Annotated in this window: 13 protein-coding genes; 6 read left to right on the forward strand and 7 right to left on the reverse strand. The window is 72.4% G+C overall.

Translation table 11 applies throughout. From position 1 onward, the window contains the following. The first annotated feature begins 76 nt into the window (after nt 1–76). Together O7628_RS05900 and O7628_RS05905 are read left to right on the forward strand one after the other, a co-directional pair. On the forward strand, nt 77–961 hold the full coding sequence (locus O7628_RS05900) for a helix-turn-helix transcriptional regulator (protein WP_278128923.1): 885 nt from the start codon (nt 77–79) through the stop codon (nt 959–961). After that, complete coding sequence (locus O7628_RS05905; RefSeq protein WP_278128924.1) at nt 958–1,155, forward strand: DUF397 domain-containing protein; 198 nt, start codon at nt 958–960, stop codon at nt 1,153–1,155. The genes O7628_RS05900 and O7628_RS05905 overlap by 4 nt, the downstream gene beginning before the upstream one ends. 151 nt (nt 1,156–1,306) lie before the next feature. Here the strand turns inward: O7628_RS05905 and O7628_RS05910 are convergent, their stop codons facing one another. Beyond that, nucleotides 1,307–2,731, reverse strand: a complete 1,425-nt coding sequence (locus O7628_RS05910) for a glycoside hydrolase (protein ID WP_278128925.1) — start codon at nt 2,729–2,731, stop codon at nt 1,307–1,309. A 97-nt stretch (nt 2,732–2,828) separates the two neighbouring features. Between O7628_RS05910 and O7628_RS05915 the strand changes: the two genes are divergently transcribed. From O7628_RS05915 to O7628_RS05930, 4 genes are all read left to right on the forward strand, one after another. Next, a complete protein-coding gene (locus tag O7628_RS05915; protein ID WP_278128926.1) occupies nt 2,829–3,239 on the forward strand; it encodes a hypothetical protein in 411 nt (136 codons plus the stop codon). Nucleotides 3,240–3,571: 332 nt separating this feature from the next. Further along, nucleotides 3,572–4,444 carry an oxidoreductase gene (locus tag O7628_RS05920; protein WP_278128927.1) on the forward strand — a complete coding sequence of 291 codons (873 nt, stop codon included), beginning with the start codon at nt 3,572–3,574 and terminating at the stop codon, nt 4,442–4,444. Next, nucleotides 4,441–5,427, forward strand: a complete 987-nt coding sequence (locus O7628_RS05925; RefSeq protein ID WP_278128929.1) for an alpha/beta fold hydrolase — start codon at nt 4,441–4,443, stop codon at nt 5,425–5,427. The genes O7628_RS05920 and O7628_RS05925 overlap by 4 nt, the downstream gene beginning before the upstream one ends. Before the next feature lie 48 nt (nt 5,428–5,475). Further along, the gene (locus tag O7628_RS05930; RefSeq protein WP_278128931.1) at nt 5,476–5,901 is read left to right on the forward strand and encodes a helix-turn-helix domain-containing protein; all 426 of its coding nucleotides are present in this window, start codon (nt 5,476–5,478) and stop codon (nt 5,899–5,901) included. A gap of 43 nt (nt 5,902–5,944) precedes the next feature. Here the strand turns inward: O7628_RS05930 and O7628_RS05935 are convergent, their stop codons facing one another. The 6 genes from O7628_RS05935 to O7628_RS05960 form a co-directional block, all read right to left on the reverse strand. Further along, complete coding sequence (locus O7628_RS05935) at nt 5,945–6,415, reverse strand: GNAT family N-acetyltransferase (protein WP_278128933.1); 471 nt, start codon at nt 6,413–6,415, stop codon at nt 5,945–5,947. A 63-nt stretch (nt 6,416–6,478) separates the two neighbouring features. Then, entirely contained in the window at nt 6,479–7,690 is a 1,212-nt protein-coding gene (locus O7628_RS05940) for a hypothetical protein (RefSeq protein ID WP_278128934.1), read from the reverse strand. A gap of 57 nt (nt 7,691–7,747) precedes the next feature. Then, entirely contained in the window at nt 7,748–8,497 is a 750-nt protein-coding gene (locus O7628_RS05945) for a lysophospholipid acyltransferase family protein (protein WP_278128935.1), read from the reverse strand. A gap of 108 nt (nt 8,498–8,605) precedes the next feature. Continuing rightward, nucleotides 8,606–10,666, reverse strand: a complete 2,061-nt coding sequence (locus tag O7628_RS05950) for a glycogen debranching N-terminal domain-containing protein (RefSeq protein WP_278128937.1) — start codon at nt 10,664–10,666, stop codon at nt 8,606–8,608. After that, a complete protein-coding gene (locus O7628_RS05955; protein ID WP_074477508.1) occupies nt 10,666–11,037 on the reverse strand; it encodes an SCP2 sterol-binding domain-containing protein in 372 nt (123 codons plus the stop codon). The genes O7628_RS05950 and O7628_RS05955 overlap by 1 nt, the downstream gene beginning before the upstream one ends. A gap of 157 nt (nt 11,038–11,194) precedes the next feature. Beyond that, entirely contained in the window at nt 11,195–11,611 is a 417-nt protein-coding gene (locus tag O7628_RS05960) for a CBS domain-containing protein (protein ID WP_278128939.1), read from the reverse strand. Nucleotides 11,612–11,694 lie beyond the last annotated feature (83 nt).

Consider the following 11,694-nt stretch of genomic DNA (forward strand, 5'->3'; position numbering starts at 1 on the left):
CAATCCCCGAGGAATGGAGGAAGGAAATGCGCGGGAATGGGATTGGAATGTTGCACGAGGGGCGCGGTGATGTTGCATGACGGATGAAACAAGCGGGTCGACGGTGCCCCGGCGGCAGCTCGGCAGGCTGCTCACGCAGCTCCGCGAGGGCGCCTCGGTCTCGCTGGACGCCGCCGCCGAGGGGCTGGACTGCTCGCGGCAGAAGGTGTGGCGCATCGAGAAGGGCCTCGTCCCGGTGCGGGTGGTGGATGCCCGCGCCATGTGCGAGATCTACCGCGCGCCGGAGGACATGAAGGCGATCGTCACCGGCCTGGCGAAGGAGACCCGCGCCAAGGGCTGGTGGCACTCGTACGGCGAAATCGTCCCGCCGTGGTTCTCGCTCTACGTCGGGCTGGAAAGCACCGCCGCACTCATGCGCCATTACGACGCCGAACTGATCCCGGGGCTGCTCCAGACCCGCGAATACGCCGCCGAGCTCTTCCGCCGCAAGAATCCCACGATGACCGAGGCCGAGCGGGAGAAGCTCGTCGAGGTGCGGATGCACCGCCAGCACGTGCTGACCCGGCGGCTGCCCAGCGCGCCCACGCTGAAGGCAGTGCTCAGCGAGGCCGTGCTGCGCCGCACCATCCCCGACCGGCGGGCGATGGCCGGGCAACTGCGCCACCTGCTCGACATGGCCGCGCTGCCCAACGTGAGCCTGCGCGTCCTCCCGCTGGCCGCCGGCCCGCCGCTGGCCAGCGAGACGGGCACCTTCGTGGTGCTCGACTTCCCGCAGGCGTTCGGCCGGGCCTCGACCGAGCCGACGACCGTCTACCTGGAGAACATCACCGGCGCGCTCTACCTCGACCGGCCGGCCGAGGTCGCCGCCTACGAGCACGTCTGGTCCGACCTGGAAACGCTCGCCTCGGATGAGGCAGAATCAGAGAAAATGATCAACATGATCATCGAGGAGCGCGCATGACTGACCTTGCCGGTGCCGTCTGGCGCAAGAGCACCCGCAGCGGCGGGAGCGGCGGTAACTGCGTCGAGGTGGCCGCCAACCTGCCGGGCGTCGTGGGCGTACGCGACAGCAAGGACCCGGCCGGGCCGGCGCTCCTGTTCGCCCCGACGGCCTGGGCCGCCTTCGTCAATCAGGCGGGCCGCCCCCCGCGCTGACCGGGGCCGCGACCACGGCCGGCAGCGCTGACCGGGGCCGCGGCAGGGCCGGCCCCACGACCGGGCCGCGACCAGGGCCGACACCGCGACCGGGGCCGCCCACCGCGCCGGCGGGCGGCCCCGAGGCCACGCGGGGTGAAGACCGGACGACTCAGCTCCGGCCACCGACCAGGGTGGTCAACGAACGCGGCGGCAGCTCGACCGTCCGGTGCGCGCCGTGCCCCGAGACGAGCCCGTCGACCTTCTCCAGCTTGTGCGTCGAGTCGGTGAGGTAGGCGGTCGGCCTGCGCAGGTCGACGGTGGTCCGCACTGCCTCGGTCGAGGTGTTGATGACCTGCACCACCTCGGTGCCGTCGGCGTTGCGGTAGGCCGACACCGCCAGGCCCGCCGGCGCGCCGTCGACGCCGATGCGCACCGCCCCGGGCCGGATGAACCTGCTGTACGCGGCGAAGGCGTAGAGCCGGGAGGACACCCGGTAGCTGTCCGTGGCGTTGTCGACCTGCACGAGGGCCGCCGTCCCGCCCCGGGACGACCCGAGCCAGTAGACGAAGGCGCTGGCGTCGGCCTTGGCGAGGGTGTCGTGGATGCGCTGGGCGACCGCGATGCCGTCGGTGACCTTGCCGCTGTCCCACGCCTCGTTCCAGCCGTCGGAGGTGCTCGACGGGGCCCACTCCGTCATCCAGGTCGGCGCCGTCGTCGGCAACGGGCGGTCCGACGGGCTGGCGTAGCCGTGCCCGGTGAACAGGTCCAGGTGGCGGCGGGCCTCCGGGTCCGCCTCGATCGCCTGCGCGTACGCGTCGGACTGCTGCCAGCCGAACGAGTCGCAGCAGACCAGCCCCACCCCGGCCTGCTCGGCGATGGGCCCGATGACCTTCACGAACTCGGCGGCCTGCGCCGGGGTGAACCGCATCGAGGCGTACGGGGCCGTCCAGTCGGGCTCGTTGGTGAACCCGATCTCGTCGATCCGGATTCCCTCCTGCCGGTAGAACGTGGCGTACTGCACGAGATAACGCGCGTACGCCTCCCGCCAGTCGCCGCTGGCGCAGGTGACGCCCGACAGGCCGCAGAGGCTGCCGCCGTTGGCGTCGGTGCCGTTGTTCTTCATGTATCCCGGCGCGCTCCACGCGTCGGCGTAGAACCGGTGGATCCCGCGCTTACGCGCCTCCTTGGCGTACCACACCTGGCCGCCGTCCCAGCCGTCCCACTGGTAGTTCGGGGTGGCCGCCGGGCCACCCGGGTCGGTCGGCTGGATGGACAGCATGTTGTCGTACACGTCGGTGGCCGACGAGCCGATGCCGAGCCGCAGGATCGTCGGCGCGGCGCCCTTGCGCCGGTCCAGGAGCAGGTCGAGGACCTCCGCGCGCTTCGCCTCGGACAGGTCGTGGACCAGCGTGGAGCGCTGGAAGGCGATCGAGTAGCCGAAGCCGTCGATGCTCTGGTGCAGCTCGGCCCGGTCGAGGTCGAGGCTCAGTGGTGGACCGGGTCGGGAGCCGGCGTGGGCGGGTGTGCCGGCCAGGACGGTGATGGCTGCGACGGCGGTGGCGACAGCGCTGGCGACATTGCGGGATCGAAACACGAAGTTCTCCTTGACGTCGCGCGGGAGACACTCCGGGCATACTACAGACATTGACGCTCATCGTCGGGCAAGAATTCTTGGAAGGCGGGATCAGGAAATGTCGACGATCGCACACGGGAAGGCCGGAAGGCTGGTGGGCACCCTGGCCGCCGCAGCCGTCCTCACCACCGCCATGGCCACGCCGGCCCAGGCCACAGCGCCGGCCCGCATTCACGTGGCCACGATCAGGGTGGCCGACTCGACCACCCAGCCCTTCCGCATCACCTACGGCGCGTCGATCACCGAGGGCACCGTCACCTTCTACAACCGCAGCCTGGACATCAGCGGCTACGTGAAGGCGGTCAGCGCCTCGCGGACGGTCGAGTTCATCGGCTACAACGGCAACCTCAGCTGCTACTTCGACGAGACGCGCACCGCCTCGGCGGGCACCACCCGCACGTTCGGGTTCAGCGAGACGTGCGACGTGGCCGGCGGATTCACCGCGGTCGACGTCTATTTCCCGGCCTAGCCACCACCGCGCCGCGCCGCACGGACCTCGGACACTTGACGTACGCCACGAACAGCAGGTGTCCGAGGTCCGAAGAAATGCCCGCGGCGGCCAGTCAACGGAAGTGTCCGCAGGGCACTTCCGCCCCCGATGCCAGACACTGCCCCGCACCGCGACGGGGTGGCCGACCTCCCCGGTCTGCCGGTCGGCGGTCTCTATCGAGAAGCGCACCGGCAACGGCTCGACCCCCTGGAGAGGCCACCAGCTTCCGGGCCGCCGGCTGCCCCCCGGGTGCCTAACGCACCTGGAAGTACGTACTACCCGATGGAGAGTTACCGGGTAAAAGTAGAGCCATGACGAACTCCACTATTTCCCTCCCCGGCGGCACCTGGCGCCTGGGAAGCTCGGTCGTGTCCCGCTTCGGCTACGGCGCCATGCAGCTCGCCGGCCCCTACGTCATGGGGCCGCCCGCCGACCACGCGGGCGCGCTGGCCGTCCTGCGCGAGGCGGTCGAGCTGGGCATCACCCACATCGACACCAGCGACGCCTACGGCCCCCGGGTGACCAACGAGCTGATCCGCGAGGCCCTGCACCCGTACCCGGAGTCGCTGCTCGTCGCCACCAAGGTCGGCGCGTTCCGCGACGCGCAGGGCGGGTGGCCGACGGCCCGACGCCCCGAGGACCTGCGCAAGCAGGTGCACGACAACCTCGACGGTCTCGGCGTGGCGGCCCTCGACCTGGTGTACCTGCGCATGGGCGACGCCCAGGGGCCGCAGGCCGGTTCGCTCGCCGAGGCCTTCGGCACTCTCGTCGACCTCCAGCGGGACGGCCTGATCCGCCACCTCGGGGTCAGCAACGTCACCGCCGAGCAGGTCGCCGAGGCCCAGAGCATCGCGCCGGTCGTGGCCGTGCAGAACATGTACAACCTGGCCTACCGCCACGACGACGCCCTGATCGACCGGCTCGCCGCCGAGCACGTCGCCTACGTGCCGTTCTTCCCGCTCGGCGGCTTCTCTCCGTTGCAGTCCGAGGCGCTCTCGGCGGTCGCGGCCCGCCTGCGCAGCACCCCGATGGCCGTCGCCCTGGCCTGGCTGCTGCGACGATCACCCAACATCCTGCTGATCCCGGGCACCTCGAAGGTGGCCCACCTGCGCGAGAACGTCGCCGGCACGGGCGTGACCCTGACCGACGCGGACGTCGCCGAGCTCGATCGGATCGGCCGATGAACCCGATCCGGGCCTGGCTGGCCTCCGTCGCGACCGCGGTCGCCCTCGCCACCGGCGTGGCCGGCTTCGCGTCACCCGCCGCCGCGCACGCCCGGCCGTGGCAGCACAGCTCGCTGGACGTGCGCGTGGCCGTGGGCGTGGACGGGGTCTCGGCGGCGACCATCCACGCCGAGCAGTACGCGCCGAAGCGGCGCGCCCGCGGCATCCAGGTGCTCATCCCCGGCGTCACCTACGACCACCGTTACTTCGATCTCCCCACCAGCAACGGCACCGTCTCCCAGGCCCGGCAGGCGGCCCGCGCCGGCTGGCTGGCCGTGGCCCTGGACCGGATCGGGACCGGCCGGTCGACCAGGCCCCCTGCCGACTCGGTCACCACCGCAGTGCACGTCGCGTCGATCGACCACTTCATCGACGACCTCAGCCGCCGGTATCCCCACCTCCCGATCGTCGTGGTGGGTCACTCCTACGGAAGCGTCGTCGCCGAAGGGGTCGCCGGGGTCTCGGACAAGGTCGACGCGCTGGTGGTCACCGGCTTCATGTACCGCGCGACGCTGCCGTCGTTCGAGGGCTTCCCCGAGCTGGTGCCGGCCCGGCCCGCCGGCTATCTGACCACCGCGCCGAACTCACGGGCGTTCTTCTACCACCTGCCCAACACCGATCCGGCGACCCTCGCCGCCGACGAGGCCACCAAGGCGACCACGACGGCCGCCGAGATCCCCGGCTTCGGTGCGGAACTGACCACCGGCACGTTCGCCGCGACGGTCCGCGTGCCCGTCCTGGTCGTCGTCGGCGAGCACGACTACCTCTACGTCGGCGGCGATCCGGCGGCGTTCGGGGCCGACCAGAAGCGTTCCTTCGGCGCGGCGTCGCGGGTCGACGCCGTCGTGATCGAGGACGCGGCGCACGACCTGGCGCTGCACCGCAACGCCCCGCGCACCAACGATCTCGTCAACCGGTGGGCGCTACTCTCCATCAGGAAGTAGTTGCCGGTCCGGGGTGGCGGCTGCCGATGGCGGGGAGGGGAGCATCCGATGGCTACGACGACAGCGGCCGAGGTTCGGGCCCGGCGCAAGGCGGAGTACAACGCGTTCCTGGCGGTGTGCCCGAGCCACAAGATGCTGGAGCGGATCTCCGGCAAATGGGTCATGCTCCTGCTCTCCGCCCTCGGCAGCGGCCCGGACTGCGCGGGCGGGCCCCGGCCGATGCGCTACTCCGAGCTGTCCCGGCTCCTGGCCGGCGTCAGCCAGAAGATGCTCACCCAGACCCTGCGTTCGCTGGAACGCGACGGTCTGGTCACCCGCACGGTGACGCCGACCGTGCCGGTCACCGTGTCCTACGAGATCACCGAGCTCGGTCTCTCCCTGCACCAGATGATGCGCGGCCTGAAGGTCTGGGCGGAGACCCACACGGACGAGGTCGCCGCCAACCAGGCCGCCTACGACACCGCGACCGGATAACCCCTGTCGGGGACGGTTCCGCCCGGAGCTCGTCGTGACGGCCTCACCCGGCTTGCAGGTCGAGTGCGCCGACGGTCTGGCCGCCGCTGCGCTCCCCCGTAGGGCGGAACCCGAGCCGCAGGTAGAACCCCTCCGGCCCGTCCCCGCCCGGCTCCCACGTGGTGAAGATGCGCCGCTCGCCGCGCCGCCGCGCCTCCTCGGCCACGGCCCGCACGGCGAACCGCCCGTAGCCGCGCCCCTGCCGGTCGGCGGCGATGTTCAGCCGCCACAGCCCGGAGCGCAGGTCGCCCGGGGCGTCCTCGCTCCACGGGATGCGGAAGAAGCCCATCAGGAAGCCGACGAGGTCGTCGCCGTCGTAGACGAGCCGGGGCCAGGCGACGCCCGGCCAGACGTACGCCTCGGCCAGCGACCGGGCGACCGGCTCCACCAGGTGTTCCTGGTCGGGGCGGATGCGCAGCTCACAGGCGGCGTCGAGGTTGGCCGGGGTGATCTTCTCCAGGCGTGGGGTGGGCACCGGGGCACCCTAGCCGGCCGCCCCGCCGCCGCCCCACCGGATTTGCGCCCCCACCGGATCCGGTCAGGGCGTGCGGGGGCCGATGCCGTCCTTCGGCGTGGGGGCCACCAGCAGCCCCACCTGGTGCCCGATGAACCGGTAGACGACCTGGCTCGCCGCCCACATCAGGTGGCCCCGGTCGGCCCGGTCGATCGCCCGCCCGTCGGCGTGGCCGACGCTGACGAACAGCACCCAGTTCTTCGACGTCGACACCACGTCGGCCGTGTCGCCGTCGAGCCCGGCCTGCGCGGTGCCGGAGCGCAGCGGCCCCCGGCGCTCGCGGGCCGCGTCCTCCGTCGGGAACAGCACCGCCGCGAGACGCACCACGGCGTCGCTGTCGTCGGTGGTCCAGCTTCCCCGCACGGTACGCACGCAGCCCGCCAGCCGCTCGTCGTCGTCCAGCACCCCGGCGCAGCCCCGCTGGTCGTCGGCGGACGTGCGGGTGAGCGTGTCCCCCGCGACGGTGAACGTGCGCTCGGGGAACGCCAGCTCGGCGGTGACCGGCACCGGGTCGGCCCGGCCCAGGGCCACCCCGAGCATGGCCAGGCACGCCCCGGCCGCGACCAGCGGCGCCCAGACCGGCGGCAGGGCCGCCTTCCCACGCCCGGTGGGCATAGTCTTCTTGCTCTCGGCGGGCGTCGTCTTCCTGATGTCGGCGAGCACCGCGACGACGAGGAGACCGAGCAGAGCGAGCGCGAGGCCCGCCCAGGCCCAGGTGATGCCGGTGGCCGTCGCGTACCGGGCGGGGCCGTCGAGGAGGTCGTCGAGGTCGCGACGCCGGCTGGGGATGAAGAGGTACGCGCCCAGCACCAGGGGCGCGGCCACCACGGCCACCGCCGTGCGGGCCCGGCCGGGCAGCCGGGACCAGAACGCGACGGCGGTCACCACGGAGAGGAACGGCACCGTGATCAGCAGCCAGCCCGCCGTGGCCATGCCGGGCCCGGTGCAGCCGGTGACCGCGCACGCGTACCCCTCGATCCGCTCCCGGCTGGCGGGGCCGATCACGACCGACACGATGGGGAAGGCGACCAGGCCGAGCACGAGCAGCACGCCGATCAGCGCCCCGGTGGGGGCGGGCCGGGCGGCCGTCGGCGCGGCACCACGCCGGGCCGGCGGCCCGGCGTCGGCCCGTGGCCCGGCGTCGGCCTGCGGGTGGGCGTGCCGCCGTTCCGCGTCCGCGCGGGCCTCCGCGACCAGGTCGACGGACCTGCCCCGGCCGCCCTTGAACTTCCGCATGGCCGCGAGGTTAGACCAGCCGCGCACCCCGCGCCCGGCGACGCCGGGCGGACGCGGTCAGGCGGCGGGGGTGCGCCGGCCGCCCCGGTCGAGCGCGGCGGCCTCCTCGGGCGTCGGCGCGGTGCCGCCCAGGTGGGCCGGCTGCCACCAGGTGTCGTCCGGCCCGGCCGGGGTGTCCGGGTACGTCCGCTGGGCCCGGTCGACGAGGGCGGCCAGCCGGGTCTTCAGCTCGGCGCTCAGCGCGTTCGCGTCGGCGTGGTCGGCGGGGTCGATGGGCTCGCCCACCAGGATGGTGATCGGGGTGTGCCGGCGGGTGAGCGTCCTCGGGCGGCCCTTCGTCCAGAGCCGCTGGGTGCCCCACAGCGCCACCGGCAGCAGCGGCACGGCGGCGTCCTGCGCCATCCGGGCCGCCCCGTTCTTGAGGTCCTTCACCGTGAACGAGCGGCTGATGGTCGCCTCGGGGAAGACCCCCACCACCTCGCCCCGGCGCAGCGCGTCCACCGCCGTGCTGTAGGAGCCGGCGCCGGCCCGCCGGTTGACCGGGATGTGCTTCATGCCGCGCATCAGCGGGCCGGAGACCTTGTGCGCGAACACCTCGTGCTTGGCCATGAACCGCACCAGCCGGCCGGACGCGTGCGCGCCGTAGCCGCAGAAGATGAAGTCCAGGTAGCTCACGTGGTTGCTGGCCAGCACCGCCCCGCCGGCGCGCGGCACGTGGTGGCTGCCCTCCACGGTCAGGCGCAGGTCGAGGACCCGGAACATCGTCTTGGCGGCGGCGATCACGGGCGGATACACGAGTTCCGGCATCCGGCGACTTTACCCTGCTGGGGGTGGGGACACGCCAGGGCCGCACGCGCCCTCCCACGGCGTGCCGCCACCGGGGGCCGGCGGGCCGCCGTCCCCGGTGGCGACCCGTCAGTCGGCCAGGTTGTGCAGGTCCAGCCGGCCCCGGGCGAACGCGTCGACCTTGCCCCACCGGCCCGGGATGTCCAGCATCTCGATCCGGCCCATGCCCACGGGCAGGCACGGCTCCACCGCCAGGTGCCCCTCGTGCGGCTCGATGCCGAGCATGGTGCGCAGCAGCAGCATCGGCGCGCCCGTCGACCAGGCCTGCGGGCTGCACGCCGTCGGATACTCCACCGGGAACTTGGTCAGCTCCCGGTGGTAGCCGCCGAACGCCTCCGGCAGCCGCCCGTCGAAGTAGCGGGCCGCGTCGAGGATCCCGTTGGCGATCACGGCGGCCTCCTCGGCGAAGCCGTACCGGCGCAGCCCCCACGCGATGAACGAGTTGTCGAACGGCCAGATCGTGCCGTTGTGGTAGCCGATGGGGTTGTAGCGGACCTCCCCCTCGGCCAGCGTCCGCACCCCCCAGCCGGAGAACAGCCTCGGCCCGACCAGGTGCTCGGCGATCCGTCCGGCCCGGTCGTCCTCGACGATGCCGCTCCACAGCAGGTGGCCGATGTTGGAGCTGAGCACGTCCGCCCGGCGGCCGTCGGGGTCGAGGGCGAGCGCGTAGAACTGGCCGTCGTCGACCCACCAGTCCCGGTTGAACCGCTCCTTGAGCAGCGTCGCCTCCCGCTCCAGCTGGTCGCCGTACGCGGGGTCGCCCCAGAACTCGCGCGCCATCCGGGCGGCCCGCATCTTCGCGTCGTACGCGTACCCCTGCACCTCGCAGGTGGCCCGGGGGAACGGCAGGAGGGTGCCGTCGCGGTAGGAGATCGAGTCCCAGGAGTCCTTCCAGCACTGGTTCTCCAGGCCGGTGTCGGTGTTGCGCCGCTCGTACCAGATGTAGCCGTTGCCGACCAGGTCGGCGTAGTCGTCGATCCACTTCAGCGCGGCCCGGCACTCCTGCTCCAGCTCCCGCACCAGGGACTCGTCGCCGCTCCACCGCTCGTACTCGTCGAGCAGCACCACGAACAGCGGCGTCGCGTCGACCGAGCCGTAGTACGGCGAGTGGGGCTGCTCCTCGAACGCGGCCGTCTCGCCGTAGCGCATCTCGTGCAGGATGCGGCCGGGGTCCTCGTCGCGGAAGTCGTCGAACCGGGTGCCCTGCAACGAGGCGAGGATGCGCAGCGTCGTCTTGGACAGCGCCGGGGCGTACGGCAGCACCTGGAGGCAGGTCAGGATGCTGTCCCGACCGAACATCGTCATGAACCAGGGCAGGCCGGCGGCGGGCAGGGTGCTGCCGCCGAGCGACAGGGGCGAGAAGCGCAGCGCGGCGAGGTCGACCAGGCTCCGCTGGTACGTGCGGGCCAGGTGCTCGCACTCGGTGTTCACCTTCGGCGCGGCGGCGATCCACTCCTGGAGGTCCTGCTGGAGGGCCAGCCGTTCGGTGCCGTGCGCCCGCACGCCCATCCGCAGGTCCCGCCCGCCCGGCCCGAGGGCGAAGGTCTGCACGTCGATGTCGGTGCTCCACTGCTCGTTGGGTTCGAGGTGGACGCTGAACTCGAAGCCGTTGCGGTCGTACCTGGCGGTCCGCGAGCAGGAGATGACCGTCTCGCGCCGGAAGTTGCCCCGGCGGTAGCCCAGGCGCAGCCGGTCGGCCTCCGCCTCGGCGTACAGCTCGCCCTTCTTGTTGACGATCTCGTCCTTGACCTGGAACAGGTCGGCGAAGTCGGAGCCGGCGTCCATCCGGACCCGCAGGTCGACGGGCTTCTCGTCGTGGTTGAGGATGGTGAGCTGCTCGCGGAAGCTGCCGCCGACCACCCGCTCGCGGATGATCGACAGCTTCGCGTCGACGTAGTGGGTGGCCATCCCCGGCACCAGGAAGAACCGCGCCTCGTAGTACTGGAGGTCGTCGTAGGACAGCGTGTTGAGCCGCTCGCCGTTGACGGTCAGCACCCAGCGGGACAGGAACCGGGTGTCGAGGGAGAACATGCCGGTGGGCTCGCTCGGGGTCGCCTCGATGTCGCCGGTGTCCTCGGAGACGACGAAGGTGCTGCCGTCGAGGATCCGGATCGTGTTGCCCTCCGTCATCAGCGTGCCTCCTTCTGGAACAGCCGGCGCGGGCCCTGGCTGGTCGGCGGGCCGGGGAAGAGGCGTTCCACCTGCACCACCAGCCGGGCGTCACCGCTGACCGTCATGTCCCCGCGCAGGATCGCGGCGATGCCGTCCTCCCGGCCGGCGGCGAGGTCCTCGAAGAGGACGGGGTTGGTGTTGACGACCGTGTCCGCCTCCCGGTCCTCCCGGCTGACGCTGATCCGGCCCCGGTCGATCGCGACCAGCCAGTGCGTCGTCTGCTGCCCCTCGTGCAGGTCGAAGCGGATGGTTCCGGAAGTCTTGACCAGCAGCGGCTCGTACCCCCGCCGGTCCAGGTCCTCGAAGAATCTGGTGGTCGCGTCCGGCATCGGGCCCCTCCCCTCCCGTCGACCCGCGGCGTTCGACGTCGCGGAAGGGTCCCCGTCCGGCGCGGGGTCAACCTCACCCGGATCGGGTGAGGGGCGCGGCGCGGGCACGACTCGACGCCGGCCCCCGGTTCGGGGGCCGGCGTCGCGCGGCGGACGGTCAGTTGTTGGGGTCGTCGGCGCTGATGTCCGCCAGCACCGACTGCGGTTCCCGCTCGACCGCGAGGTCGCCCATGGAGACCAGGCCGACCAGCCGGCCGTCGTCGATCACCGGCAGCCGCCGTACGGCGTACGTGCGCATCAGGTCGGCGGCGGCCACGGCGTCGTCGTACTGGCTCACCGTGATCACGTCGCGGGTGGTGATCTGGTCGAGCCGGGTCGTGTCCGGGTCCCGCTCCTCGGCGACGCACCGGACCGCGATGTCCCGGTCCGTGACGATGCCGACCACGTCGTCACCGGCCGTCACCACCACGTCGCCGATGGCGCTGTCGCGCATCTCCCGCGCGGCGGCGGTGAGCGTCTCGTGGCCGTCCATCGTCACCAACCGGGTCGTCATGAACTCTCCGACCGTTGTCATGGTGCTCCCCTCTCGGTGTCGGCACCGCGGTCTACCCGCCGCCCGGGCGGGGTAACGCCGCGTGCCGACACCGGGGGCGCGGC

Source organism: Micromonospora sp. WMMD956 (assembly GCF_029626125.1).
Lineage (GTDB): Bacteria > Actinomycetota > Actinomycetes > Mycobacteriales > Micromonosporaceae > Micromonospora > Micromonospora carbonacea.

What these genes read in the sequence shown, in the direction of transcription:
- O7628_RS05945 (WP_278128935.1), bottom strand. Translation starts at nt 8,497, where the DNA reads ATGCCGGAACTCGTGTATCCGCCCGTGATCGCCGCCGCCAAGACGATG.
- O7628_RS05930 (WP_278128931.1), top strand. Translation starts at nt 5,476, where the DNA reads ATGGCTACGACGACAGCGGCCGAGGTTCGGGCCCGGCGCAAGGCGGAG.
- O7628_RS05915 (WP_278128926.1), top strand. Translation starts at nt 2,829, where the DNA reads ATGTCGACGATCGCACACGGGAAGGCCGGAAGGCTGGTGGGCACCCTG.
- O7628_RS05905 (WP_278128924.1), top strand. Translation starts at nt 958, where the DNA reads ATGACTGACCTTGCCGGTGCCGTCTGGCGCAAGAGCACCCGCAGCGGC.
- O7628_RS05960 (WP_278128939.1), bottom strand. Translation starts at nt 11,611, where the DNA reads ATGACAACGGTCGGAGAGTTCATGACGACCCGGTTGGTGACGATGGAC.
- O7628_RS05925 (WP_278128929.1), top strand. Translation starts at nt 4,441, where the DNA reads ATGAACCCGATCCGGGCCTGGCTGGCCTCCGTCGCGACCGCGGTCGCC.
- O7628_RS05900 (WP_278128923.1), top strand. Translation starts at nt 77, where the DNA reads ATGACGGATGAAACAAGCGGGTCGACGGTGCCCCGGCGGCAGCTCGGC.
- O7628_RS05955 (WP_074477508.1), bottom strand. Translation starts at nt 11,037, where the DNA reads ATGCCGGACGCGACCACCAGATTCTTCGAGGACCTGGACCGGCGGGGG.
- O7628_RS05920 (WP_278128927.1), top strand. Translation starts at nt 3,572, where the DNA reads ATGACGAACTCCACTATTTCCCTCCCCGGCGGCACCTGGCGCCTGGGA.
- O7628_RS05940 (WP_278128934.1), bottom strand. Translation starts at nt 7,690, where the DNA reads ATGCGGAAGTTCAAGGGCGGCCGGGGCAGGTCCGTCGACCTGGTCGCG.
- O7628_RS05950 (WP_278128937.1), bottom strand. Translation starts at nt 10,666, where the DNA reads ATGACGGAGGGCAACACGATCCGGATCCTCGACGGCAGCACCTTCGTC.